A 25,148-nucleotide genomic window follows, 5' to 3' on the forward strand; every position below is an offset into this window, starting at 1 on the left:
ACCGGAAGTCCGACGGCAGACCGACCGGCAATCCGACCGGTCGCGGGTGACGAACACGTCCCAGGAGGTCGACATGGACGGAGCCGAGGCTGGCCGCCTCGCCGGGCACGTGCTGGTGGACCTGCTGTCGGTCCTCGACGACGACCCGCGAGGACAGGACGAGACGGTCGACGCGCTCAGCCTGGCGTTCGAGCGGCTCAACGAGATCCGGGCCGTGCGGATCACGGTCGACCCGGCGACCGACGAGCTCGAGGTCGACGCCTCGGGCCTGATGGGCGGCCTCGTGCTGACCCTCGGAGGCCTCGCGTGGCTGCTCGAGCAGCGGGCGGGGATGAGCCGGACCGACGTGACGCTGCGGATGCGGACCTTCCTCGACGGCTCCGGCGAGGTCGGCACCTGACTCGCGAGCACTCCTGAGCACGCCCCGCGGGCACCCCGCCGGACGGGCGCGGCTCATGCGAGATGTCCCGGCGGGTACCCCCGGGTGTGAAGCCCTCCCATGACGCCGATGCGCCCGCCACCGACCCCGAGGACCCGACGCCACGGCCGGTGAGCCGGAGCGGCGCTTCCGCCGCGGCACCGTCGGCGCCGGCGGCACCTGCGGCATCCTCGGCACCGGTCGCGCACGTGGTCGCCGGGCCCTCCCGGGAGTCCCTGATCGGGGACGGGGTGTCGTGGACCGCGCGGTGGAGCTGGCGGCTGACGCTCATCGTGGTCGGCCTGGTGATCCTGGGCTACGTCGTCAAGTACGCCTGGGTGGTGATCTTCCCGGTGCTGATGGCGTTGATCCTGTGCACCGTGCTGTCGCCCGTGACGGGCCTGCTGCGCCGCCGGGCGCACCTGCCGAACGGGCTCGCCGCCGCGGCGACGATGCTGGGCGCGATCCTCGTGGTCGTCGCCGTGGGCTTCACCATCGCGCCCTCCGTCGCCTCGCAGGGCGGCGACATCGTCGATCGGGCCAGCGACGGCCTGCAGCGGGTGCAGGACTGGGTGCAGGAGTCCAACTTCGTGTCCGCGCAGCAGATCGACGCCGGGCTGCAGGGCCTGCAGGAGCGCCTCTCCGGGTCCGCCGGGAGCATCGCCTCCGGCGTGCTGACCGGGGTCTCGGCCATCACCAACGGCGTGGTCAACCTGGTGCTCGTGCTCATCCTCAGCTTCCTGTTCCTCAAGGACGGGCACCGGTTCCTGCCGTGGCTGAGCCGCCTCACCGGTCCCACCTCCGGTCCCCACCTCCACGCCGTGGGGCGGCGGTCCTGGGACACGCTCGGCGGGTTCATCCGGACCCAGGCGCTGGTCTCGCTGATCGACGCCGTGCTGATCGGTGCCGGGCTGCTCGTCATCGGGGTCCCGCTGGCCGTCCCGCTCGCCGTGATCACGTTCTTCGCCGGCTTCGTGCCCATCGTCGGCGCCTTCGTCGCCGGCATCATCGCGGTCCTCATCGCCCTGGTCTCCAACGGAGTGACAGGGGCGCTGCTCGTCCTGCTGCTGATCCTCGTGGTGCAGCAGCTCGAGGGGAACGTGCTCTCGCCCTATCTGCAGTCGAGGTCGATGGACCTGCACGCGGCCGTCGTGCTGCTCGCGGTGACCCTCGGCGGCACGCTCTTCGGCATCACCGGCGCGTTCCTCGCGGTCCCGGTGGCAGCCGTGCTGGCCGTCGTGGTGCGCTACCTCGACGAGGTCGTCGACCAGCGCTCGGGCGGGCACGCCGAGCCCGCCGTCACCCCACCGGCCGGCTGACCTCCGGCATCGCCGGGCAGCGCGACGCGGTCACAGCACCGACGGGTCGAGGTCGACGAGCAGGCGGTCCATCCCCGCGAGCAGGTCGAGCTGCGGCCCGAGCCGGGGCAGCTCACGGGTGAAGAAGTACTGCGCCGCGGCGCGCTTGCCGGCGTGGAAGGGGTCCGTCGCGGTCTCCGCCCGCGTGGCGACGAGCTCCACGTCGAGCCACAACCAGGCGACGACGAGGTGCCCGAGGACCTCCAGGTACGTCGTCGCGTCCGCGAGGGCGAGCGCCGGGTCGCCGGTGGCCCACAGCGCCGCGGTGACCTCGAGCGTGCGGTCCAGGTGGGCCGCGAGCTCCGCCGCGTGGGTGGCCGGGGCGCCGGGTGTCGCCGCGGCCCGCTCGATGGTGTCGCGCATGCGGGCGGCGAGCAGGTGCACGGCGGCGCCGTCGGCCATGGTGACCTTGCGGCCGAGCAGGTCGAGGGCCTGGATGCCGTGGGTCCCCTCGTGGATGGGGTTGAGCCGGTTGTCGCGCCAGAGCTGCTCGACCGGGTACTCGCGGGTGTAGCCGTAGCCGCCGTGCACCTGGATCGCGAGGTCGTTGGCGGCCAGGCACCACTGCGAGGGCCAGCTCTTGGCGATCGGGGTGAGGATCTCGAGCAGCAGCCGGGCCTCACGGGTGCGGGCGGGGTCGGTGGCGGTGCGTTCCTCGTCGAGCAGCCGGCCGCAGTAGAGCTCGAGGGCCAGGCCGCCCTCGACGTACGACTTCATCGCGAGCAGCATCCGGCGCACGTCGGCGTGGTCGACGATCGGCACCATCGGGCTGGCCGGGTCCTTGGCCCCGATCGGGCGCCCCTGCGGACGCGTGCGGGCGTACTCCAGGGCGTGCAGGTAGCCGGAGTAGCCCAGGGCCACCGCGCTCGTCCCGACGCCGACGCGGGCCTCGTTCATCATGTGGAACATGTAGGCCAGCCCGCGGTTCTCGTCGCCCACCAGGTAGCCGACGGCACCGTCGGCCTCGCCGAAGTTGAGCAGCGTGTTGGTGATGCCGCGCATCCCCATCTTGTGGTTGAGCCCGGCGAGCTGGACGTCGTTGCGGGACCCGTCCGGCAGCACCTTGGGCACGATGAAGAGCGACAGTCCCTTGACGCCGGCGGGCGCCCCGGCGGCCCGGGCCAGGACGAGGTGGACGATGTTGTCGCTCAGCTCGTGGTCGCCGCCGCTGATCCACATCTTGTTGCCGCGCACCCGCCAGGTGCCGTCGTCGTGCGGCACGGCTCGTGTCGTCACGTCGGCCAGCGACGAGCCGGCCTGCGGCTCGCTCAGGCACATGGTGCCGAAGAAGCGGCCCTCGACCATCGGCTGCACCCAGGTCGCGACCTGCTCGGGGGTGGCGTGGGCGCGGAGCAGGTTGGCGTTGGCCTTGGTGAGGAACGGGTAGCCGGCCGTGCCCACGTTGGCCGCGCTGAACCAGAGGTCCGCAGCCTGGGCGACCACCACCGGGAGGTCCGACCCGCCGAGCTCCTCGGGCATCGTCATCCCGCCGAACCCCGCCTCGAAGTACGCCGCCAGGGCCGGCGCGACCTCGTCGTGGACGTGCACCCGCGTCCCGTCGAACCGCGGCTCCTCGCTGTCGTTGCGGCGGTTGTGCGGTGCGAACCAGCGGGTGGCGACCTGCTCCGCGAGGTCGAGCACGGCGTCGACGGTCTCCCGGTCGACGGTCCCCTCAGGCGACTCCGACACCCGCAGCCACTCGTGGAGCAGGAAGTCGAGGTCTCGGCGGGACATCAGGTGCGACGGCATGGGTCTCCTCGGTGCGGGTCGGTGGACGGTCGGCGGAGGGCCTCGACGACGGCGCGCACGGCGGGCGACTCGACCATCGACGCCCGGTGCAGCACGGTGATCTCCCGCGTCGGTGTGGGTCGGTGGGCCGCCACGGCGACGACGTCGTCGGAGAGCGGTCGGCGACCGAGCCGGGGAACGAGCGCGATGCCGAGGCCCGCGCCGACGAGCGCGAGGTGGGAGTCGAACTCCATCGCGACGTGGGCGATGCGCGGGGTGCGGTCGGTGCCGTCGTACATCCGGCTCAGCCACTGGCGGCAGATCGTGCCCTCGGGCGTGGCGACCCACGCCTCGTCCACCAGGTCGCGCGGCGAGACCTGGGTGTGTCGGGCCAGGCGGTGGTCGCGCGGGACGATGACGTCGGCGACGTCGTGGGCGATGGTGACCCCGACGAGGTGGCCCGGGACGTGGAGCGGCACGTCGCCCCAGCTGTGCACGATGCCGAGGTCCTGCTGCCCGGACGCCACCAGGTCGACCGTGTCCCAGGGCTCGCGCTCGGTCAGGGCGAGGGTGAGGTCGGGGTGGCCGAGCAGGAGGTCGCGGACGACGGGGGCGAGCAGCCCACGCATCGCCGTGGAGAACGCAGCGACCCGCAGGCGCCCGGCCACCCGCCCGGAGTCGCGGTGCAGCCCCGACTCGAGCTGCTCGAGGTCGGTGAGGAGCCGGGACCCGTCGGTGACGAGCAACCGGCCGTGCGCGGTCAGCATGACGCCACGCCCGACCCGCTCGAGCAGGGCGACGCCGGTCTGCTTCTCCAGGCGCTTGACCTGCTGCGACACCGCGCTGGGTGTGAACCCGAGCGCCTCGGCCGCGGCCACGACGCTCCCGTGCGTGTCGACGGCGCGGAGGCTGGCGAGCGCGCCGAGGTCGATCATGAAGCGATGCTACACAGTGACGTGCACCAGGCATCGCTGGTGCTTCATCGACGTCGGGACCGAGACTGGTCCGGTGACCACCCGTGACTCCCTGCTCGCCGCGCTCGTCGCGTCCATCTGGGGCTTCAACTTCGTCGTCATCGACTGGGGCATGGCGGACGTGCCGCCGCTGCTCTTCGTGGCCCTGCGCTTCACCGCCGTCGTGGTCCCGGCGATCTTCTTCGTCGCGCGCCCCGACGCGCCCTGGCGCACCATCGTCGCGGTCGGGCTGTTCATGTCGCTCGGCCAGTTCGGCTTCCTCTACGTCGCCATCGCGGCCGGCATGCCACCCGGCCTGGCGGCGCTGGTGCTGCAGGCCCAGGTCGTCTTCACCGTGGCGATCGCGGCGGGCGTGCTGCGGGAGGCCCCCACGCCCGCACAGGCGGCGGGCGTCGCGCTCGGGGTCGTCGGTCTGGTCGTGGTGAGCCTCGGGCGGAGCAGTCACGTCCCCCTCCTCGCCCTGCTCCTGTGCCTCATGGCAGCGCTGTCGTGGGGCGTCGGCAACGTCGTGGCCCGCGCCGCCCGGGTCTCCGGCGGGCTGTCGCTGACGGTCTGGTCGGCGCTCGTGGTGCCGGTGCCGCTGCTCGGCCTCTCGCTGCTGGTGGACGGTCCGGCCGCGGTCGGATCGGCGCTGACGGGCCTGTCGTGGACCGCGGTCCTGTCCACGCTCTACACCGCCGGCCTGGCCTCGCTGGTGGGCTACGGCATCTTCAACAGCCTGCTCGCCCGGTGGCCCTCCAGCGCCGTCGTGCCCTGGGTGCTCCTCGCCCCGGTCGTGGCCATGGCGTCGGCGTGGGCGCTGCTCGACGAGCAGCCCAACGCGGCGGAGCTGGCCGGGGGAGTGATCCTGCTGGTCGGCGTGCTGGTCGCGCTGCGCCCACCGCGGGCCACCGCGGTCGTACGTCCAGCCCGCGAGGCGCCAGCGGACGACGTTGTCGCGACGCCGTGATCCGCGGCTGCCAGGTCCCGGTGCTGCCGGACGCGAGTCCGTCTCGGCCTGCCACACTGCACGGATGAGCCACACTGACGAGGCACAGGCAGTGGTGACGGCGCCACGCGACGACGTCTTCGCTGCGCTCGTCGATGAGGACGCGAGGACCGTGTGGCTGCCCCCTGCCGGCATGTCCGGCCGGTTCACCCACTTCGATGCCAGGGCCGGTGGCGGCTACTGCCTGGTCCTGACGTACGACGACGAGGCGACTCTTGGCAAGTCGGGCGGAAACACCGACGTGGTCGAGGTGCGGTTCGTCAGCGTCGACGCGCCGCGTCGGCTGGTCGAGGAGGCGGACTTCGTCTCCGACGACCCTCGCTTCGCCGGGACCATGACGCTCACGTGGGCGCTCGAGCCGGTGGACGGCGGCACGCGCGTCGCGATCACGGCGACGGGGGTCCCCGACGGCATCTCCAGCGCAGACCACGCAGCTGCCCTCGCCTCCACGCTGGGCAACCTGGACGGGTACGTCTCTCGTCGCACCTGAGCGACAGCGGGCAGGCGACGCGGGGGCCCGGCGCGTCAGTTCCGCAGAAGCTCTGCCAGCGGCCGTCCTCGGAGTCGGCGCCACTCGAGCGAGGCCACCACCACGACGGTGGCGACCAGCACGGCCACGGCGACGACCGTCCACCACGGCACGACGACCGCGGGTGGCCCGGACTGGCCGGTGAGCCGCTCGAGCGACAGCGAGGCGAGGACGGCGTACGCACACGCGATCCCCGACGCGACGCCGACCAGGCCGGCGACGACGACCGGGACCGCGAGCTCGGCGGCCACGATCCTGCTCAGGTCACGGTCGGGGATGCCCAGGGCGCGGAGCCGTCCGAGGGACTCCGCGCGGGCCGGCGCCTCGGCGGCCGCGGCGAGCACGGCTCCCAGCGCCGCCAGGGCCAGCACCAGGAGCGACGCCACCACCGCCAGCCGGAGCAGGGCGGAGGGGAGCGGCGCGTCCCGACGACGGTCCAGCTCGTCGTCCAGGCCCACCACGGTGTCGACCGGGATGCTCCCGGTGTCGACGGCACGAAGTGCTCCCTCTGCGCCGGGGCCCACCGCCCAGACCGTGCCGGGTGCTGCTCCGACGCCGGCGTCGGCGAGGTCGTCGCGGTCGACCACTAGGACGGGATCGACGGAGGCACCCACGTCCGGGGCCGTGCCCACGACATCGAACGGGACGCTGGCGCCCTCCCAGCGCAGCACCGGGTCGTCGCGCAGGGCGTCGTCGCCGAGGAGCAGCGCCGGCAGCGTGCCGTCCGGTGCCGTCCCCAGCCGCGCCAGGTCGGGGGCGTCGGGGAGGTCGCTGCGCTCCAGGAGCCGCTGGTAGGCCGCGGCGTCGACGACGACGACCCGCACGGTCTCGGTCAGGCCGCGGGACGAGACCTGCACCCCGTCCTCCACCCGCGCGGCGACCGCGGCCCGGACCCCCGGGGCGTCCGACAGCCGGCGGGCGACCTCGTCCAGCGCAGCGGTGGGGGTGGCGTCGAGGCGGGCGTCGCCCCCGACCGCCGCCAGGGCTGCCTCCGCCTGCCCCTCGCGCTCGGTCGCGGCCAGCGCGGCGCCCAGCGTGGTGAGGGTGACCGCGACTGTGGTCACCAGCACCGGCAGGGCACGGCTGCCGGTCTCCGTCAGGCGCGCGGCGACGACGAACAGCGAGCCCCCCGAGGAGCGGCGCGCGGCGTGCACCGCCCGCCGGAGCACCGGCGGCAGCAGGCGGAGGAGGACCACCGCGACCGCGAGCGCCCACCAGGTCGGCGCGCCGGCCGCGGTGAGGTCGCCGTCGGTGCCGTCGACGCCCACCACACCGCGCTGACGGAGGGCGACGTAGGACGTCGCGGCCACCACCAGCACGGCTGCCTCGACGGCGAGCCGCCGCAGTCGCACCGCCCGGGCGGCCGTACGACGCGCGGCGCGGTTGGCCGGCGCCCGCCGGCCTCCGGCGGCCCGGACGGCGGCGAAGGCACCGAGGACGGGCGCCGCCGACGCGGCCGCGAGGACCACCGCCACGGCCCAGCCCCATCCGGCGGACCCGGTGAGCAGCACGACGACGCCCAGCCCCGCGGCCGCCGCGAGCACCGCCACGACCACCGCCTCCACCAGCAGCTCGCCCGCGACGTCGACCACCGCGGCGCCGCGCTGCCGAGCCATGGCGATCGGGCCCGCGCGCCGGCGCACCAGCAGCTGCGCCGCCAGGACGAGCACCAGCAGCGCGCAGGTCACCAGCCCGACCAGGAGCACCTGGGCCTGGCCGCGGGCGGACGCGACCTGCGCCCGGCCGTCGTCGAGGACCCCGCCGAGCAGGCTGTCCCAGGAGATGTCGCCCCGGGCGAGCCCGGCGGACGACTGCAGGCCCACCACCGACCGCCCCAGCGCCGCGGACCGGTCCCATCGCACCCGCTCGGGCTCGGGGCCGAAGACCACCCGGTGGGTGAGGTCGTCGGCCGGGAGGCCGAGGCGGAGGTCCGGGAGCGACGCGGTGGAGACCAGGGCGGACGCCGAGGTGAACGGCACGCCGTCGGACCTCCCCTGGGCGGGTTGCAGGAGGCGGGGCGCGAGCCCCCACACCCCGTCGTCCTCGTCGGCCGGCGCGAACGTGCCGCTGACGCGGATCCGGACCTCCCGGCCCTGCTCGTCCCGGGCCGGCAGGCGGTCCCCGGCCTGCAGCCCGAGCGCGTCGGCCACGGTCTCCGACACGGCGACCTGCACCGTCCACGGGCCGGCGCCGGCATCCACTGCGGCGTCGGCCCGGCGGGGTCCGACGCTCGCCCGCGGCGGACCTCCCCGGGTCCAGCTGACGGCGGGCGGGCCGGCGGGGGTGTCGAGGTGGACGAGCTCCAGGAAGCGTCCCGGGCCGGCGTCGAGCAGCTGCAGGTCGGGCGTGATGATGGTCGTGACGCCGGGGCGCAGCACCGACGCCATCTCCGGTGGCAGGGCCTGGTCGGCGTAGTCGGCGTCCTGGCGCACCTGCACGGCCGTGGTCGGGTCGCGCGTCTTGCCGCGGGGGTCGTCGTACCACTCCGGCATCGTCGCGACCACGGCGCTGCGCGACCCGGCGTCACCCACGGTCGCGGCCATGGCGCGGTCGGCCGTGCGCTCGGCGAGCGGCGCGACGGCCGCGGTCAGGGCAGTGGTCAGGGCCACGACGAGGCCGGCGAGGAGGAGCAGGCCGCGGTCCGCGCGCCAGCGACCCCGCAGGGTGGCGACGTGCAGGCGGGGTGTACGCATCACAGGTCACCGGCTCGCAGCTGGGCGGGGTCCGACCTGCGGACGTGGGCCGCCGCGAGGCCGGCGGTCAGCACGAGGGTGACCAGCACCAGCCCGCCCACGAGGAGCAGCTCGGTCGCCCACGACCAGGTCGCGACGGCAGCCGGGACGGGAGCGGCGCCGAGGTCGGAGCGGACGAGGTGCGGCCCCAGCGACACGGCCGCCAGGAGGCCGACGAGCGTCCCGACGAGGACGAGGGGGACGAAGAACGCCAGGTGCTCGGCCACCAGGAGCCGTCGCGCGTCCCGGCGCGACAGTCCCAGCGCCCGGAGGCGCACCACCTCGGAGGAGCGGCGCTGCCGCTCGGCGCTGCGCACCAGCCCCACGGCGGCGGCCAGCATCACCACGGCGACCGCCACCAGCGCCAGCAGCGTCGTCGGGACGGTGACCCGGAGCGGGCCCTGGGCGAGCTGGTCGGCGACGTCCTGCCGGACGGTGACCTCCCCGAGGCCGAGCGAGCGCAGGGCCGGTGCCGTCGCCGCGGGCGGACGTCCCACCCACCAGCCGTCCACGACCGGGTCGAGCCTGCCGACGTCGATCAACGCGCGCGACAGCATGTCGGCATCGGCCAGGACGGCGACCTGGCCGGGCGCGGACGGGACGGTGGGCACGACCGCCGTCACCCGCAGCAGCAGGACCGCATCGCCGACGAGGGCGGACAGCTCGTCCCCGACCCGCGCACCGACCGCGTCGACCAGGTCCTGGGAGACGACGACGGGGACGTGCGGGGGAGTGGGGAAGGCACTGGCCAGGACGTCGGCACCCGTGTAGGCGTAGTAGGCGAGGTTGATCCCCAGGCTCGCCCGCAGCTCGGTGCCGGCCCCGGTCGGCTCGACGGAGACGGCGGCACCGGCGACCGGGCTGTCCTGCTGCAGCGGCAGCAGCTGCCAGGCCGGACCGTCGTCGAGCCCGTCGCCGGCGGCCGGGACCGTCACGACGACCTCGACGTCCGCGTCGGTGCTCGGGGCGGCGCCGGGGTCGCCGTCGAGCTCGAGCCGGAGCCCGACCAGCCGCAGCCCGGAGCCCAGGGGGCTGGTCCACTCCAGGGGGTGCGGGCGTCCGTCCAGCGCGAGCGGTCGCGCACCGACCGACGCGCGGAACCCGGACGGGTCCTCGACCACCGCGGTGGGCGCGACCGTCAGTGCGGCGCCTCGCGGGCTCCGTCCCCGGAGCCGGACGCCCTCCCCGTCCTCGGGCAGGGACACCCCCGCCACGGACCCCTCGGGCGCCAGTGCCTCGCCGACACCGGCCCAGTCCCACCCGGGCTCCGTGCGCCCCCGCAGCAGCGCCCCCGCGTGCCGGGTGTCGACCGCCACGAGCACCGGACGCCGACCCTCCTGCCCGACGTAGCGACCGAGCGCCAGCGGACGGTGGATGACCGGTGAGACGACCGGGTCGGGGGACCCGTCCGGGACGGCGGCGGCTACCTCGCGGGCCTCCTGCAGCCCCGCCGGGGCCGGCAGGGCGAGGGCGACGTCCGTGCCGACGCGCAGTGCCGCCTGGTCCTCCTGGGACTGCTGCCACGTCGTGCGCAGCGCGACCCCGAAGACCGCGCACGCCGCCGCAGCGGCGACCAGCACCATCGCCGTGCCGGTGTGGCGCCGCCGGGCGGCCTGCTGGGCGGCCAGCGGCAGGACGAAGGAGCGCGAGCGGATCCCGACTCGCGCCGCCCACCCCAGCAGCACCGGCACGACGCGTACGGCGAGCGCGGTCGATGCGGCGACGAACACGACGGGCGCCAGGGCCAGCGTGACGTCGCCGGGACGGGCGGCGGTCGCCGGCTGGGAGCGCAGCTGCCACCAGGCGGCCACCGCGACGAGCAGCAGCAGGGGGGCGAGTCCGAGCCGGACCAGCACGCCGGGACGCGACACGGGGTCGGGACCGCGGGCGGTGCCGGCGCTCGTCGCGACGAGGGCCATCGTCAGGGCCACGGCCGCTCCGAGCACCGAGAGCAGCAGCAGCGCCGAGACGGTGGGCGGCTGCTCCAACCCCGCTGCCCGCAGGTCGGGCAGGTGCGTCAGCCGGGAGTGCACCACGGCCGCCACCGGCACCGCGACTGCCGCCGCCAGGCACGCCAGCAGCAGCGCCTCGAGCGTCGCGGCGCCCACCTGCTGGCGCCGGTCGAGCCCCATCGCCCGCAGGAGGTCCTGCTCGTCCTCGCGGACCGCGGCCACCAGCCACCCGGCCAGCAGCGCCGCGGCGAGCGAGAGGGCGGTCCCGAGGAGCAGCACCACCACGACGGTCGCCCGGGTGCTCGCCTGCTGGGCGTGCACGCGCTCGAGCGTGGTGGGCAGGTCGGAGGCGAGCCGGGTGATGCGGGCGCGGTCGCCGACCCCGGAGGCCAGCCGGCGGGACGCGTCGCCGAGCGACCCCGCGGCCGCCCGCAGCGGCTCGTCGCCGGCCAGCGCGCGCCGGGGGTGGCCGGTCACCCGCAGCCCCTTGGCGAACGAGCCGGACGCCGCGAACGCCGCCTCCCGCAGCACGAAGGGGCCGTAGGTGGGGGCCGCCTCCAGCCCGTCGCTGTACGCCGCCGCGAACCCGGCCCCGGCCAGCGGGTCCCGCTCCCACTCCACATCCGCACGCGGCCGGAACGTGCCGACCACCGCGACCGTGACCGGCACGTCGCTGCCGTCGAGCCCGACCTCGCGGCCCAGCACCACCTCGTCACCCGGGGCGAGCCCCAGCAGGCGCGCCGTCGTGGCGGGGACGGCGGCCTCGAGCACCGCGTCGGGGCCCGCGCCGTTCCCACCACCGGCCCCGATCGTGGCTGCCGTCGGCCAGCGGCCGGCCACCAGGTCGGCCCGGGCGGGCAGCGCGTCGGTGCCCGTGAGGTAGGCCAGGCGGCCGTCGTCCCCGTCGAGCCGGCGCAGCCGGGACGTGGCCGTGACGTCGAGCGAGGGGCGCATCGGCGCGAGGACGTCCTCGACGACGGCGGCCGCCTCGGCGCGGGCCGCCGGCACGTCGTCCCCCGCGACCTCGACCAGGAAGGCGGTGACGCCCAGGTCGGCGGGCGGGGCCCGCCGGACCTCCACCGAGAAGGCGCGGTCCGCGGTGGCGCCCAGCATGAGGGCGCACACCCCGACCAGGGTGGCGGCGGGGGCGACGAGGAGGACGACGGCGGTCAGCAGCCGTCGCTGGACGTACGCGCGGCGCAGGACCAGGGTCAGCACGGCCGGGCCATCAGCCGTCGACCCGCCCGTCCGAGATCGTGAGCACCCGGTCGGCGAGCGACATCAGCACCGCGTCGTGCGTCGCGACGACCGCCGTCACGCCCTCGGACTCCACGACCGCGCGCAGCAGCGCCATCACGGCCAGGCCCGTCTCCGTGTCGAGCTGGCCGGTCGGCTCGTCGGCCAGCAGGAGCCGGGGGGAGCCGGCGAGCGCGCGGGCGATGGCCACGCGCTGCTGCTGTCCGCCGGAGAGCTCCGCCGGCCGCTGCAGCGCGTGCTCGCGCAGGCCGACCAGGTCCAGCAGCAGGGCGGTCCGCTCCTCGCGCTCGGGCACGGGCGTGTGCCGCAGCCGCAGCGGGACGCCGACGTTCTCCGCGGCGGTGAGCGCCGGGACGAGGCCGAAGGTCTGGAAGACGTAGGCGATCGTGTCGCGCCGCAGCCGGCTCAGCCCCTGCTCGTCGAGGTCGGTGACCTCGGTGCCGTCCACGCGGACCGTCCCCGCGTCGGGCCGGTCCAGCCCGCCGACGACGTTGAGCAGGGTGGTCTTGCCGGACCCGGACCGGCCGACCACGGCGACCATCTCGCCGGGTGCCACGTCGAAGGACACCTCGCGCAGCGCGTGCACGGCGGTGCCGCCGGTCCCGTACGTCCGGACGAGCCCCCGCACGGCGACCATCGGCTCGGTGGGGGCGCTCACCCGTCCTCGCGGCGGTCGGACCGGATCTCGACGTGGTCGTCGGCGAGCGCCAGCCGGACGCGGCGGGTGAGCTCGAGCGCCTCGCGGAACTCGCGCGGCAGCTGCACCCGGCCGGCGCGGTCCATCACGGCGTACTCCTCGGCCGTGGCGGGCGAGCCGGCGTCCGCGTCGCTGCGGACCACCTCGCTGCTGGTGCGTCCGTCCCGGATGGCGACCGTGCGGGCGACCTGGCCGCTCACCGCGGCGTCGTGGGTGACGACCACGACGGTGGCGCCGAGCTCCCGGTTGACCGTGCGCAGGGCGGCGAACACCTCGGCCGCGGTCGCGCTGTCGAGCTCCCCGGTCGGCTCGTCGGCCAGGAGGAGACGCGGCTCGTTGGCGAGCGCGACGGCGATGGCGACGCGCTGCTGCTCGCCGCCCGACATCTGGAGGGGACGACGGTCGGTGCAGTGGGCGACGCCGAGGAGCTCGAGCAGCTCCTCGGTGCGCGCGCCGCGCCGGGCGCGGGGGAGCCCGGCGATGGTCATCGGCAGGTCGACCACCTGGCCGGCCGTCAGGTAGGGGACGAGGTTGCGCGACGCCTGCTGCCGCACGAACCCGACGACGTGGCGTCGGTAGCGCACCTGCTTGGTGCGCGACATGTCGGCGAGGTCGTGCCCGGCGACCCGCGCGCGGCCGGCGGTCGGCGCGTCGACACCCGCCAGGACGTTGAGCAGCGTCGACTTCCCCGACCCGGAGGCCCCCACCAGGGCCACCATCTCGCCCTCGTGGACGAGCAGGTCCAAGCCCTGCAGGGCCTGCACCTCGATGGTCTCGGACTGGTAGATCCGCACGAGGTTGTCGCACACGACGAGGGCGTCGTGGCCGAACTCCTGCTCGCGCGGAGGCGCTGCCGGGAGCCTCAGCACCGGTCCACCACCTGCTTCCCCCTGATGTCGCGCGCCGGCGCGATGCTAGCAGTGAGCCGGGTCACAGCCGGGGCGATCGGGCATCAGGGCGGGCATCAGGTCGGGCATCAGGGCGGTGTTGGTAGGAATGGGCATGACCACCGACGCCTTCGAGCCCCACCCCCTGGTGCGCCTGCTCGACAAGCCCGCCGCCGAGTTCACCACCGACGACCTGGTCCGGGCGGCGGAGGAGCTCGAGCTGCGGCAGGCGAACCTGCGCTACGTGGGCGGCGACGGGCGCCTCAAGACGATCGCGTTCGCGATCAGCTCGCGCGACCACCTCGAGCAGGTGCTGACGATCGGTGAGCGCGTCGACGGCTCCAGCATCTTCGAGGGCACCGACGCCGCCACCAGCGACGTCTACATCGTCCCGCGGCACCGCACCGCCTTCGTCAACCCGTTCGGGGAGCGGCCGTCCCTCGACGTGATCTGCTCGTTCTACGGCGAGGACGGCCAGCCGCTGCCGTACGCCGGCGAGCAGGTCGTGCGCCGGGCGGCCGAGGCGCTGACCCGGGAGACCGGCATGGTCCTCGAGGCCTTCGGCGAGCTCGAGTACTACCTCGTGGGGCCGGTCGAGGAGATCTTCGCGGTGGAGGAGGAGCGGGGCTACCAGGAGTCGGCGCCGTTCTCCAAGGGCCAGCGGGTGCGCGAGCAGGTGCTCGGCCACCTGGCCTCGATGGGGGTGCAGCTCAAGTACGCCCACGGCGAGGTCGGCAACATCCGGGAGGAGGAGCGGCAGCTGGTGCAGCACGAGATCGAGTTCCTGCCCGTCCCGGTCGAGCAGGCCGCCGACGTGCTCGTCCTGGCCAAGTGGGTGGTGCGCGAGGTCGCCCACGCGCACGGCCTCGAGGTGACCTTCGCACCCTCGGTCAGCAGCGACGGGGCAGGCAGCGGCCTGCACGTGCACAGCCGCCTCGTGCGCGACGGGGCCAACGCGATCGTGGGGCCCTCCGGGCTCGACGACACCGGCCGCAGGCTGATCGCCGGCTACCTCTCGTCGGCCAGGGCCCTCACCGCGTTCGGCAACACCGTGCCCACGTCCTACCTGCGCTTCACCGAGGGCGACGAGTCGCCGGAGGGCATCTCCTGGGGCGAGACCGACCGCACCGGGCTGGTCCGCGTCCCGCTCGCCTGGAACGGCGACGTGCTGCCTGGCATGGTCGCCCACGCCAACCCGGGCCGCTCGGGACCGGTCCCCGAGCCGGCCGTCCACGCGCAGACGGTGGAGCTGCGGCTGGCCGACGGCTCGGCCGACGTCCACCTGCTCCTGGCCGGGATGGCGGTCGCCGCCCGGCAGGGCCTCGGTGACCCGGACAGCCTCGACGTCGCCGAGCGGCTCAGCACCGCCGACCACGACGACTTCGAGCAGCTGCCGTCCTCGTGCGCCGAGTCCGCCGACGCCCTCGAGGAGCGGCGCGACCTGTTCGAGGCCGACGGCGTGTTCCCCGCGGAGCTCGTCGACGCGGTGCTCGAGCGGCTCCGCTCGGACGCGGACGCGGACCTCGTGAAGAAGATGGGCAAGGACCAGGCCGCGCGCGACGAGCTCGTCCGCCGCCACTGGCACGTCGGCTGACCGGCCGACCTCCGGGACTCGTCATCGGGCGGGTGGTCGCCGCACTAGACTTCCGTCGTGAACGCCGTCCCCGTCGTCGCCTACTTCGCAGGCGACCCCAGCCGGACCTACCAGCTCGTCCAGTGGCTCGAGGTCCTCGAGGTGCTCGACGACGTCCACCGCGTGTGCCTCGTCCTGCGCGATCCCGAGGCCGCGGAGCTCGTCGCGGCCCGCACGCGGCTCCGGGTGGTCACGGCGCCGACGCTGGCCGACCTGTCGGCGGTCTACGCCGAGCTCGACGCCAAGGTCGTCCTCTACTGCAACAACTCCGTGCAGAACTTCGACTCGCTGCTCGACAGCCGTCGCCTGCACGTCCACGTCAACCACGGCGAGAGCGACAAGCAGTCGATGGCGAGCAACAACGCCAAGGCCTACGACCGGGTGTTCGTGGCGGGGGAGGCGGCGGTGCAGCGCTACGTCGCCGAGCTCCTCGAGCTCGACGCCCGACGTCTGGTGCGCATCGGCCGGCCGCAGCTCGACCTGCGGCGGACGCCGTTGCTGGAGCCGAGCGAGCGCTCCACGGTGCTCTACGCGCCGACCTGGGAGGGCGACGCGGCCTACAACGACTACACCTCGGTCGACGTCATGGGCCCGGCCATCGTCCGCGCCGTCCTCGCCGTGCCGGGCGTGCGGCTGGTCTACAAGCCGCATCCCAAGGTCGTCACCAGCCGCACCCCCGCCGTCGCGGCGGCCCACCGGGAGGTCCTGGACGTCGTGGCGGAGGCGGCCGGACGCGAGCCGGGCGCCGGGCACACCGCGGTCGTCGAGGGCGACATCCTCGCTGTCATGCCCGTGTGCGACGTGATCGTCACCGACGTCTCGTCGGTCGGCCTCGACTGGCTCTACCTCCACACCGACAAGCCGATCGTCCTCACCGACCGCCACGAGGACGACGACCGGCTGCGCCAGCACGTCCCCCTGAGCCGGTGCGCGGACGTCGTGCGCCCGGGCGAGGTCGACGGGTTGAGCGAGCTGCTCCGCGACCGCCTCCAGCACGACGAGCACCGCCTCGCCCGGACCGCGATGCGCCACCACTACTTCGACGACCTGCACGTGGGCGACAGCACCGTGCGCTTCCTCGGCGCCGTGTCCGAGCTCGTCGCCCTGCGTGACCGCCTCCTCGACGAGGCGGGGGGCGCCATCACCGCCTGAATGAGCACCGCCTGAGCCGGGCCGCCGGCGCGCTAGGCGAGCGTGCCGGGGTCCGTGTTGGCGCCGCAGACCACCACGGCGACCCGTTCGCCAGCGCCGGGCACGTACGCCGACGACAGCAGGCCCGCGAGAGCAGTGGCGGCGCCGTGCTCGGAGGCGATGCGGTACTCGTCCCACAGGTGCGTCCGCGCCGCCGCGATCGCCTCGTCGCTGACGAGGACCGAGACCGGCGCCTCGGCCTGCGCGGCGGCGAACGCCAGGTCGCCCACCCGCCGGGCGCCGAGCGAGTCGGCGGCGATGCCGGACACCTCGACGTCGACCGGGTGGCCCGCGGCCAGGGCGGCGTGGAGGGTCGGGATGCGCTCGGGCTCCACCGCCACGACGCGGGCGCGCCCGCGCACCGCCGCGGCGATCCCGGCGTAGAGACCGCCACCGCCCACGGCGACCACGATGGTGTCGATGCCCGGCTCGTCCTCGAGGACCTCCTCGCCGATCGTGCCGGCGCCGGCGGCCACCTCGGGCTGGTCGTACGCGTGGGCGAAGGCCGCGCCCCGCTCCTCGGCGAACGCGACGGCGGCCCGGTAGGCCTCGGCGTACTCCGTGCCGGCGCGACGCGCGTCGGCGCCGTACTGACGGATCCGCTGCACCTTCACCTCGGGCGCGGTCTCCGGGACGAAGACCGTCGCCCGGATGCCGAGGGCGCGGGCGGCGAAGGCCTGGGCGAGCCCGGCGTTGCCCCCCGACGCCACGACGATGCCGGCCTCGCCGAGCTCGCCGGACTCGAGTGCCGCGAGCTGCCGGTTGAAGGCGCCGCGGGTCTTGAAGACACCGCAGTGCTGGAGGTGCTCGCACTTGAGCCAGACGCCGTCGCCGTCGGCCGGCGCGAGGAGGGGCGTGCGCCGGATCCGGCCTCCGATGCGCTGCTGGGCGGTGAGCACGTCGTCGCGGGTGATCGTCACCGCGCCAGTATCGGCGACCGGTCGCGCCGGGCGGGCCGCGACTCAGCGGATGGCGAGCGTGGCGGTGACCACGGCGACGGTGGCGCACACGGCGCCCCACCCGGCGAGGCGCAGCAGCGGCACCCGGACGCCGGCGGCGCGGCACCGCTGGAGCCACAGCAGCGTCGCCAGCGACGCCCACGGGGTGACGAGCGCGCCGGCGTTGACCCCGACGAGCGTCGCGACGAGGCGGCGGGTGTCGTCGGCCGCCGACGGCTCGACGAGCAGGTAGGCCGGCAGGTTGTTGACCAGGTTCGCGGCCACCGCCGACGCCCCGGCGAGGTGGAGCAGGTCGAGCGTGCGGGTGCCGGTCCCGACGGCCGGGGCCAGCCAGTCGAGGAGGCCATCGGCCTGCGCCAGCCGCAGCAGCCCGGCGACCAGCACGAAGGCGCCGGCCATCAGCCACGGCGGCCTGACCTCGCGCAGCAGGCCGGGAGCCCGCCACACCAGCGCCGCGAGCAGCACGAGCGCGGCCCCGACAGCCACGGCGGCCGGCTCGAGACCCACGGCGAACAGCGGACCCACGAGCAGGCAGACCGCCGCCGCGACCACCAGCAGCACCCGGTCGTGGGGCTCCGCGGGCGGGTCGACGGCGTACGTCCCGCGCAGCGCCCGGCGCTGCAGGACGGCGACGAGGACCAGCGTGGCCACGACGGCGGCCACCGCCGGCAGCGCGGCCGTGCGCACGTAGTCACCGTGTCCCGCGCCGAGCTCCTCGAAGCGGTGCACGGCGAGGAGGTTGGTCAGGTTGGACACGGGCAGCAGCAGCGAGCCCGTGTTGGCGATCCACAGCGTCGTCAGGGCGAAGGGCATCGGCGAGATGCCGGTCTGCTGCGCCACCGCCAGCCCGACCGGTGTCAGCAGCACGGCCGTGGTGTCCAGGCTCAGCACGATCGTGCACACCACCGCAAGGGCGGCGAACGTCAGCCAGAGGAGCACCACGCGGTGCCGCGCCCGCCGCGCGAGGGCGTGCGCGGCGACGTCGAAGACACCGGCGAGCTGGGCGACCTCGGCCGTCACCGTGATGGCCAGCAGGAACACCGCGACCGGCAGCACCTGCGCCAGGACGGTCCCGGCGAGCTCGGGCACGTGCGTCAGGACGCCGGCTCGGGGAGCGGGCCGAAGACCTGGTTGCAGGTCCAGCCCGCGCACCCGACCAGCAGCGTGCGGCGCAGCTCGAGCGCGGCCAGCACCTCCGCGTAGCGCGGGTCGTCGACCACGTTGACCATCTCGTCGGGGTCCACGAGCCGGTCGTAGAGGAAGGCGTCGCGGCCGTCGGTGCCGTAGAGGTAGCGCTCGGTGCGGACGCCGCGGTGCGACCACCCCGTCTCCAGCTTGCGTCCGGTCTGGATCAGGGTGGTGTCGCGGAACGACTGCTCGGCACCGAGGAGGGTCGGCACCAGCGAGGTCCCGTCGACCTGCCACTGCGGGGCGACCCCGGTGAGCCCGGCGAAGGTGACGGGGAGGTCGACCAGCGTGACCGGCAGGTCCGACGTGCTGCTCGGAGCGATGCCGGGGCCGCGCACCACCAGCGGGACCTGCATCGCCTCGTCGGTGAGCACGTCCTTGCCGGTGAACCGGTGCTCGCCGAGGGAGTAGCCGTTGTCGGAGGTGAACACGATGTAGGTGTCGTCGAGCACGCCCTGCGCCTCGAGGGTCGCCACCATCGAGCCGACCGCGCGGTCGACTGCCTGCAGCGACTGGAGCCGGGCGGTGTTCTCGGCCCGCACGTCGTCACGCGAGGCGGGGGAGAGGTGGCGGAGGTAGGACGGCTGGTCGGAGACGTCCGCCTCGTTGAAGGCGGGGTCGTCGAAGGACGCCGGGGGCTCGTCGAGGAGCACGTCCTCGTCGCCGGGCGCTGCCGGGGGCAGTCCGCGGCCGCCCTCCGGCGTGATCCGGTAGTGGGGCGCGAGGTGCCAGGCGTAGACCACGAACGGGTCACCGGCGCGGGCGAAGTCGCGGATGTGCTGGTTGGTGCGCTCCTCGATCACCGACGTCACGTGGCTGCCGGTGTAGTGGCGCGGGTCCCCGTCGCCGGTCATCGAGAAGTTCACGTAGTCGTAGACGCCCCGGGTCAGCGCGTCCCACCGCGACCAGCCGGCCGGTCGTACGTCGTCGGGTCCGTAGCCGTTGAGGAACTTGCCGACGAACCCGGTGCTGTAGCCCCCGTCGCGGAACCAGCTGCTCGCCTCCTCGGTCGGGTCGAGCGCCTCGAAGCCGCCGTGGACGCCCTTGTTGTGCTGGACGCCGTTGTTCTGCGCGTACTGCCCCGTCGCCAGCTGGGCGCGCGCCGGGCAGCACAGCGGGTGGGGGGAGATCGCGTCGGTGAACTCCATGCCCTGCTCCACGAGGAGCCGGCGGGTGAGGGGCATGTGGTCGAGGTCGTCGTCGCGCATGTCGTCGGTCATGACGAAGACGAGGTTGGGACGGCGCCCGTCGGCGTCCGGCGCGCTGTCGGGCGACTGGGTGCCCTGGGCCATCCGGACCGAGCCGGGATCGGCCGAGTCACCGTTGGCGGTGACCGTCGCGAGGGTGGCCACGAGCACCACCAGGAGTGCAGCCGTGACCGACTGTGCCCACGCTCGCATCCACATCCCCCGCCGAGACCCCGAAGGTCCTGATCTTCCCCAGTGTGGCGGCCAGACTAGGGGTCGCGGGGGCGCCTTCCCAAAGCGACACGACGACTGGGACGGGGGGAGCCGCAACCGTTACGCTTGACCCTTGCCGACGCCGAGAACCGCCCAGAGAAGGAACCCCAGCGCCGACCATGGACGATAGTCAAAGTCCCCGCACGACCGCACTCGGCTCCGGGCGCGCGTCGTGACCCCGTTGGTGCTCCTCCTCGTCTCGCTGGCGCTCGTCGCCGCGTGCGGGCTCTTCGTCGCCGCCGAGTTCTCCTTCGTCACCGTCGACCGGCCGAGCGTCGAGCGCGCCGCCGCCTCCGGTGACGAGGGCGCGCGCGGCGTACAGCTCGCGCTGCGTTCGCTGTCGACCCAGCTCTCGGGCGCGCAGGTCGGCATCACGGTCACCAACCTGGCCATCGGGTTCCTCGCCGAGCCGGCCATCTCCGACCTCATCGACGGTCCGCTCGCGGCCGCCGGGGTGCCGGACGGCGCGGTGTCGCCGCTGTCCCTCGCGCTGGGCCTGGTCCTCGGCACCGTCGTGACGATGATCTTCGGCGAGATGGTGCCCAAGAACATCGCCATCGCCCGGCCGCTGGAGACCGCCCGCGCGACCCAGGGGTTCATGCGCGGCTTCACCGCCCTCACCGCGCGACCCATCAAGGTGCTCAACGGCTCGGCCAACGCGATCGTGCGGCGCCTGGGCATCGAGCCGCAGGAGGAGCTCCGGTCCGCCCGCAGCGCGCAGGAGCTCGCCTCCCTCGTGCAGCGCTCGGCCGACCAGGGCACCCTCGACGCCGACACCGCCGAGCTCGTCGAGCGGTCGGTCGAGTTCGGCACCCGCACCGCCGGCGAGATCATGACCCCGCGCGTGCGCACCACGACGGTCGAGGAGGGCGACCGGGTCTCCGCCGTCGTCGAGCTGGCCCGCCAGACCGGCCACTCCCGCTTCCCGGTGCTCGACGCCGAGGACACCGTCGTCGGCACGGTCCACGTCAAGCACGCCGTCGCGGTGCCGGTGCACGAGCGGGCCACGACCCGGATCAAGCACGTCATGGTCCGGCCGGTCGTCGTGCCTGACAGCCTGCGCCTCGACCCGCTCCTCGCGCTGCTGCGCCAGGACGGCTTCCAGATGGCCGTCGTCCTCGACGAGTACGGCGGGCACGCCGGCATCGTGACCCTCGAGGACGTCGTGGAGGAGATCGTCGGTGACATCTCCGACGAGCACGACCGCCTCGGCGCGCGGATCCGCCAGCGGCGCGACGGCAGCTGGACGCTGTCGGGGCTGCTGCGTCCCGACGAGGTGGAGGACGCCACCGACATCGAGCTGCCCGACCACGAGGACTACGACACCGTCGCCGGGCTGGTGATGCGCGGTCTCGGCAAGATCCCTGAGCCCGGCGACCGGATCGAGGTCCCGGTGCCCGACCGCAGCGACCCGCGCGAGCTGCGCGAGCGCCTGGTCACCCTCACCGTGGAGCGGATGGAGGGGCTGCGGATCGACCGACTCGACCTGCGCGCCGTCTCCCCCGAGCCGGGGGAGGGGGCCGGCCGTGAACAGTGACCTCTTCGGCGTCGCCCTCGCGGTCGTGCTGCTGGCCCTCAACGCGTTCTTCGTCGGCGCCGAGTTCGCCCTGCTCGCCGCCCGGCGCAGCCAGATCGAGCCGCGCGCGCAGGAGGGCTCCCGGGCCGCGCGCACGACGCTGCGGGCGATGGAGAACGTCTCGCTCGTGATGGCGGGCGCCCAGCTCGGCATCACCGTGTGCTCGCTCGGCCTCGGCGCCATCGGCGAGCCGGCCGTCGCCCACCTCCTCGAGCCGGTCTTCCACCTGGCCCGGGTCCCCGACGACTTCCTCCACCCCGTCTCCTTCGTGGTGGCGATGTCGATCGTGGTCTACCTCCACGTCGTCCTCGGCGAGATGGTGCCCAAGAACATCGCCCTCGCCGGCGCCGACCGCGCGGCCATGGTGCTGAGCCCGCCGATGATGGTGGTCGTCACCGTCCTGCGCCCGGTGATCGCCGGCATGAACCTCGTCGCCAACGCCACGCTGCGGCTGCTCCGCATCGAGCCCAAGGACGAGGTGCACTCCAGCTTCACGCGCGAGGAGGTGGCCGCGCTGGTGGAGGAGTCGCGGGGGGAGGGGCTGATCGAGGCCGAGGAGTACGACCGGCTCGCCGGTGCCCTCGGCTTCACCGAGAAGTCCGTCCTGTCGATCGTCATGGCGCCCGACACCCTGGCCACCGTCGCCCCTGGGTCGACGGTGGCCGACGTCGAGGCCGTCTGTGCCGCCACGGGCTTCAGCCGGTTCCCGGTCGCCGCCTCGGACGGCACGCTGCTGGGCTACCTCCACATCAAGGACGCCCTCGAGTCCGACGACGACAAGCGCTCGCGGGTCATCGAGGACAAGTGGATCCGCCCGTTCGCCACCGTCGCCCCCGACGACCTGCTCCACGACGCGCTGGAGAGCCTGCAGGTCAAGGGCGCCCACATGGCGCGCGTCGTGCAGCGCGACGGCCAGGTCGTCGGACTGGTGACGCTGGAGGACGTGCTCGAGGAGCTGGTCGGCGAGATCCGCGACGCGGCACACCACGACGTGTCGGGCGTGGACGCCTGAGCGCTCGGTAGGGTCTGCTCGTGTCCGAGGGAGCAGCCCGTGTCTGGACCGTGCCCAACATCATCAGTGTGGTGCGGCTGGCAGGCGTGCCCTTGTTCCTCTGGCTGGTCCTCGGCCCGGAGGCGGACGCCATCGCCCTCGTGGTGCTCATGGTCGCCGGCTTCACCGACTTCCTCGACGGCTGGCTGGCCCGCAGGCTCGACCAGTACTCCCAGCTCGGCGAGATCCTCGACCCGGTGGCCGACCGGCTCTACATCCTCGCCGTCGTGGTGGGGCTCTACCTGCGCGACATCATCCCGTGGTGGGTCGCGCTCGCCCTGCCCCTGCGCGACCTCTTCCTCTGGGGGCTGGTGCCGATCCTGCGCACCCGCGGCTTCTCGGCGCTGCCGGTCCACTTCCTCGGCAAGGCCGCGACCTTCAACCTCCTCTACGCCTTCCCGCTGCTGCTGCTCGGCGAGGGCGACGGCATCGTCGCCACCCTGGCCCGCACCTTCGGCTGGGCCTTCGCCTGGTGGGGGATCGGCCTCTACTGGTGGGCCGGTCTGCTCTACGCCTGGCAGGTCCGCACGCTGCTGCGCGAGACCCCGCGCCGTCGTACGCCGGTGTCGGACCATGGCTGACACCCGCGCGCCCGAGCAGGGTGAGGACACCGCCCGGCGGCTCCCCGACCACGTCACGACGCCGCTGCTGACGCTCATCACCGCGCGCTCCATGGACGAGGACTACGCTCACGTCGCCCAGAAGCGGGCGGCGGCGGGGGAGCAGCCCGCTCCGTCGTCGCGGCGTCCGCACTGGGCCAGCCTCGCGGCCGTCGCGGTGCTCGGCGTCGGGGCAGCCGTGGTCGCGGCGCAGACCGACCGGCAGGCCGAGGTCGACGAGCTCAGCCGGGCCGCCCTCATCGAGCAGGTCGAGCTCCGGCGCGACCAGCTGCGCGGCGTGCAGTCCCAGGTCGCCGAGCTCGCGGAGTCCAACCAGGCGCTGGCGAGCAACAACACGAAGGTCCAGGCGCAGCTCGACGACAGCGAGGCCAGGATCCGGCGCGCCGAGCTCACCACCGGCTACTCCGCGGTGCACGGGCCCGGGGTGCGGATGACCGTCGACAACCGGCCCGACGTCGAGATCAACGACGAGATCCGCGACGAGGACCTCGCCCTGCTCGTCAACGGGCTGTTCGAGGCTGGTGCCGAGGCGATCGCCGTCAACGACCAGCGGATCAACGTCCTCGGCGGCATCCGCAACACCAACCGCGCCATCCACGTCAACGGTCGCCCGGTCAACGCCCCCTACGTCGTCTCGGCGATCGGCGACCCCCGGACGCTGCAGGCCAGGCTGGTGCAGACCAGCACCGGCCAGGAGTGGTTCACGCTGGTCAACGGTCTCGGGTTCCTCTACTCGGCGGAGAATGTGGACGACATCCGGCTGCCGTCTGCGCCCGAGCGGGCGCTGCGTGATGTGATCGAGCTCAACGCCGATCCGGACGGCGCGACGGAAGGGGAGGCGAGCTCGCCGTGATCGCTGCACTCGGGCTGCTGTTCGGCATCGTCGCCGGCCTCGTCTTCGCCCCCGACGTCCCGCTCAGCCTGCAGAACTACCTGCCCATCGCCGTGGTGGCCGCGCTCGACGCCGTCTTCGGCGGGCTCCGGGCCTACCTCGACGGCATCTTCGACGACAAGGTCTTCGTCGTCTCGTTCGTCAGCAACGTGGTGATCGCCGCGGCGATCGTCTACCTCGGCGACCAGCTCGGGGTCGGCGCACAGCTGACCACGGGCGTGGTGGTCGTCCTCGGCATCCGGATCTTCTCCAACGTCGCAGCGATCCGCAGGCACGTCTTCCATGCCTGAGCAGGACCCGACCACGCAGGAGCCTGCGACCGAGGAGAGCCCCGGTCGTGAGCGGATGCGCGACGCGCTGATGCGGCCATCGGGCCGCCAGGCGGTGGTGGGGGTGCTCCTGGCGGTGCTGGGCTTCGCGTTCGTCGTCCAGGTGCGCGACACCAACTCCAACGACACCTACGCCGGGCTGCGCGAGAGCGAGCTGATCCAGGTGCTCGACGGCCTGACCGGCACCGCCGAGCGGGCCCGTCGCGAGGTCGACCGGCTCGAGGCCCGCCGTGACGAGCTGCGCGACGAGAACCAGGCCCGTTCGGCCGCCCTCGACGAGGCCGAGCAGCGGCTGCGCACCCTCAACGTCATCGCGGGGCTGGTGCCCGTGTCCGGCCAGGGCCTCCGCGTCACGATCGGCGAGTCCGAGACCCGGGTGAGCGTCGGGTCGCTGCTCGACACCATCCAGGAGCTGCGCACCGCCGGCGCGGAGGCGATGGAGTTCAACGACTCGATCCGGCTCGGCGCCGACAGCTCGTTCGAGGACGGCGTGGGCGGCATCGAGCTCGACGGCGAGCTGCTGGAGCCGCCGTACGTCCTCGACGTGATCGGCGACCCGCACATCCTGCGGACCGCGCTCACCTTCTCCACCGGCCCGGTCGAGACCCTGGAGACGCTCGACGGCGCCACGGTCACGATCGAGGAGCTCGAGACGGTGGAGATCACCAGCGTCCGCGAGGCGTCCCGACCTGAGTATGCGGAGTTCGGGACGGGCCAGTAGCCTGCCGA

Annotated in this window: 21 protein-coding genes; 12 read left to right on the forward strand and 9 right to left on the reverse strand. The window is 74.3% G+C overall.

Annotation, left to right across the window (positions count from 1 at the left end):
• Nucleotides 1-73 precede the first annotated feature (73 nt).
• Nucleotides 74-400 (forward strand): hypothetical protein, encoded by a 327-nt coding sequence (locus tag HN031_RS15815; protein ID WP_172272162.1) that lies wholly within the window; start codon nt 74-76, stop codon nt 398-400.
• Between the two features lie 269 nt (nt 401-669).
• Nucleotides 670-1,737 (forward strand): AI-2E family transporter, encoded by a 1,068-nt coding sequence (locus HN031_RS15820; RefSeq protein ID WP_172272165.1) that lies wholly within the window; start codon nt 670-672, stop codon nt 1,735-1,737.
• A 30-nt stretch (nt 1,738-1,767) separates the two neighbouring features.
• Here the strand turns inward: HN031_RS15820 and HN031_RS15825 are convergent, their stop codons facing one another.
• Both HN031_RS15825 and HN031_RS15830 read right to left on the reverse strand, forming a co-directional pair.
• Entirely contained in the window at nt 1,768-3,525 is a 1,758-nt protein-coding gene (locus HN031_RS15825; protein ID WP_172272168.1) for an acyl-CoA dehydrogenase, read from the reverse strand.
• Nucleotides 3,510-4,439 carry a LysR family transcriptional regulator gene (locus HN031_RS15830; RefSeq protein ID WP_172272171.1) on the reverse strand — a complete coding sequence of 310 codons (930 nt, stop codon included), beginning with the start codon at nt 4,437-4,439 and terminating at the stop codon, nt 3,510-3,512. The genes HN031_RS15825 and HN031_RS15830 overlap by 16 nt, the downstream gene beginning before the upstream one ends.
• A 73-nt stretch (nt 4,440-4,512) precedes the next feature.
• Here HN031_RS15830 and HN031_RS15835 point away from each other — a divergent pair, with 73 nt between their 5' ends.
• Nucleotides 4,513-5,427, forward strand: coding sequence for an EamA family transporter (locus HN031_RS15835; RefSeq protein ID WP_172272174.1), 915 nt, complete (start codon nt 4,513-4,515; stop codon nt 5,425-5,427).
• A 64-nt stretch (nt 5,428-5,491) separates the two neighbouring features.
• Nucleotides 5,492-5,956 (forward strand): SRPBCC domain-containing protein, encoded by a 465-nt coding sequence (locus tag HN031_RS15840; RefSeq protein ID WP_172272177.1) that lies wholly within the window; start codon nt 5,492-5,494, stop codon nt 5,954-5,956.
• A 35-nt stretch (nt 5,957-5,991) separates the two neighbouring features.
• On the opposite strand, the gene HN031_RS15845 is transcribed toward HN031_RS15840, so the two are convergent.
• Genes HN031_RS15845 through HN031_RS15860 form a run of 4 tightly spaced genes read right to left on the reverse strand, consistent with a single transcriptional unit; the run spans nt 5,992 to nt 13,502 of the window.
• Nucleotides 5,992-8,688: an FtsX-like permease family protein gene (locus HN031_RS15845; RefSeq protein ID WP_367650819.1), complete on the reverse strand. Its 2,697-nt coding sequence runs from the start codon at nt 8,686-8,688 to the stop codon at nt 5,992-5,994.
• Nucleotides 8,688-11,897, reverse strand: a complete 3,210-nt coding sequence (locus HN031_RS15850) for an FtsX-like permease family protein (RefSeq protein ID WP_172272183.1) — start codon at nt 11,895-11,897, stop codon at nt 8,688-8,690. Before HN031_RS15850 ends, HN031_RS15845 begins: the two co-directional genes overlap by 1 nt.
• A 10-nt stretch (nt 11,898-11,907) precedes the next feature.
• Nucleotides 11,908-12,594 (reverse strand): ABC transporter ATP-binding protein, encoded by a 687-nt coding sequence (locus tag HN031_RS15855; protein ID WP_322424258.1) that lies wholly within the window; start codon nt 12,592-12,594, stop codon nt 11,908-11,910.
• Nucleotides 12,591-13,502, reverse strand: a complete 912-nt coding sequence (locus tag HN031_RS15860) for an ATP-binding cassette domain-containing protein (RefSeq protein ID WP_367650786.1) — start codon at nt 13,500-13,502, stop codon at nt 12,591-12,593. Before HN031_RS15860 ends, HN031_RS15855 begins: the two co-directional genes overlap by 4 nt.
• 133 nt (nt 13,503-13,635) lie before the next feature.
• Here HN031_RS15860 and HN031_RS15865 point away from each other — a divergent pair, with 133 nt between their 5' ends.
• Complete coding sequence (locus tag HN031_RS15865; RefSeq protein WP_172272186.1) at nt 13,636-15,114, forward strand: glutamine synthetase beta-grasp domain-containing protein; 1,479 nt, start codon at nt 13,636-13,638, stop codon at nt 15,112-15,114.
• A gap of 57 nt (nt 15,115-15,171) precedes the next feature.
• Nucleotides 15,172-16,305 carry a CDP-glycerol glycerophosphotransferase family protein gene (locus HN031_RS15870; RefSeq protein WP_172272189.1) on the forward strand — a complete coding sequence of 378 codons (1,134 nt, stop codon included), beginning with the start codon at nt 15,172-15,174 and terminating at the stop codon, nt 16,303-16,305.
• 32 nt (nt 16,306-16,337) lie between these two features.
• Here HN031_RS15870 and HN031_RS15875 read toward each other — a convergent pair whose 3' ends face one another.
• The 3 genes from HN031_RS15875 to HN031_RS15885 are packed head-to-tail and all read right to left on the reverse strand — an operon-like array spanning nt 16,338 to nt 19,891.
• Complete coding sequence (locus tag HN031_RS15875; RefSeq protein ID WP_172272192.1) at nt 16,338-17,264, reverse strand: threonine/serine dehydratase; 927 nt, start codon at nt 17,262-17,264, stop codon at nt 16,338-16,340.
• Nucleotides 17,265-17,306: 42 nt separating this feature from the next.
• A complete protein-coding gene (locus tag HN031_RS15880) occupies nt 17,307-18,392 on the reverse strand; it encodes an SLC13 family permease (protein WP_172272195.1) in 1,086 nt (361 codons plus the stop codon).
• 5 nt (nt 18,393-18,397) lie between these two features.
• A complete protein-coding gene (locus HN031_RS15885) occupies nt 18,398-19,891 on the reverse strand; it encodes a sulfatase-like hydrolase/transferase (protein WP_172272198.1) in 1,494 nt (497 codons plus the stop codon).
• 232 nt (nt 19,892-20,123) lie between these two features.
• On the opposite strand from HN031_RS15885, the gene HN031_RS15890 reads away from it, so the two are divergent.
• The 6 genes from HN031_RS15890 to HN031_RS15915 are packed head-to-tail and all read left to right on the forward strand — an operon-like array spanning nt 20,124 to nt 25,140.
• On the forward strand, nt 20,124-21,488 hold the full coding sequence (locus tag HN031_RS15890; protein WP_172272201.1) for a hemolysin family protein: 1,365 nt from the start codon (nt 20,124-20,126) through the stop codon (nt 21,486-21,488).
• Nucleotides 21,478-22,539: a hemolysin family protein gene (locus tag HN031_RS15895; protein ID WP_172272204.1), complete on the forward strand. Its 1,062-nt coding sequence runs from the start codon at nt 21,478-21,480 to the stop codon at nt 22,537-22,539. Before HN031_RS15890 ends, HN031_RS15895 begins: the two co-directional genes overlap by 11 nt.
• A gap of 14 nt (nt 22,540-22,553) precedes the next feature.
• A complete protein-coding gene (locus HN031_RS15900) occupies nt 22,554-23,159 on the forward strand; it encodes a CDP-alcohol phosphatidyltransferase family protein (protein ID WP_172273677.1) in 606 nt (201 codons plus the stop codon).
• Entirely contained in the window at nt 23,152-24,051 is a 900-nt protein-coding gene (locus HN031_RS15905) for a DUF881 domain-containing protein (RefSeq protein WP_172272207.1), read from the forward strand. Before HN031_RS15900 ends, HN031_RS15905 begins: the two co-directional genes overlap by 8 nt.
• Complete coding sequence (locus HN031_RS15910) at nt 24,048-24,380, forward strand: small basic family protein (RefSeq protein WP_172272210.1); 333 nt, start codon at nt 24,048-24,050, stop codon at nt 24,378-24,380. The genes HN031_RS15905 and HN031_RS15910 overlap by 4 nt, the downstream gene beginning before the upstream one ends.
• A complete protein-coding gene (locus HN031_RS15915) occupies nt 24,373-25,140 on the forward strand; it encodes a DUF881 domain-containing protein (RefSeq protein WP_172272213.1) in 768 nt (255 codons plus the stop codon). The genes HN031_RS15910 and HN031_RS15915 overlap by 8 nt, the downstream gene beginning before the upstream one ends.
• Nucleotides 25,141-25,148 lie beyond the last annotated feature (8 nt).

Origin of the sequence: Nocardioides sp. zg-1308 (assembly GCF_013155375.1) — a bacterium.
Classification (GTDB): Bacteria; Actinomycetota; Actinomycetes; order Propionibacteriales; family Nocardioidaceae; genus Nocardioides; species Nocardioides renjunii.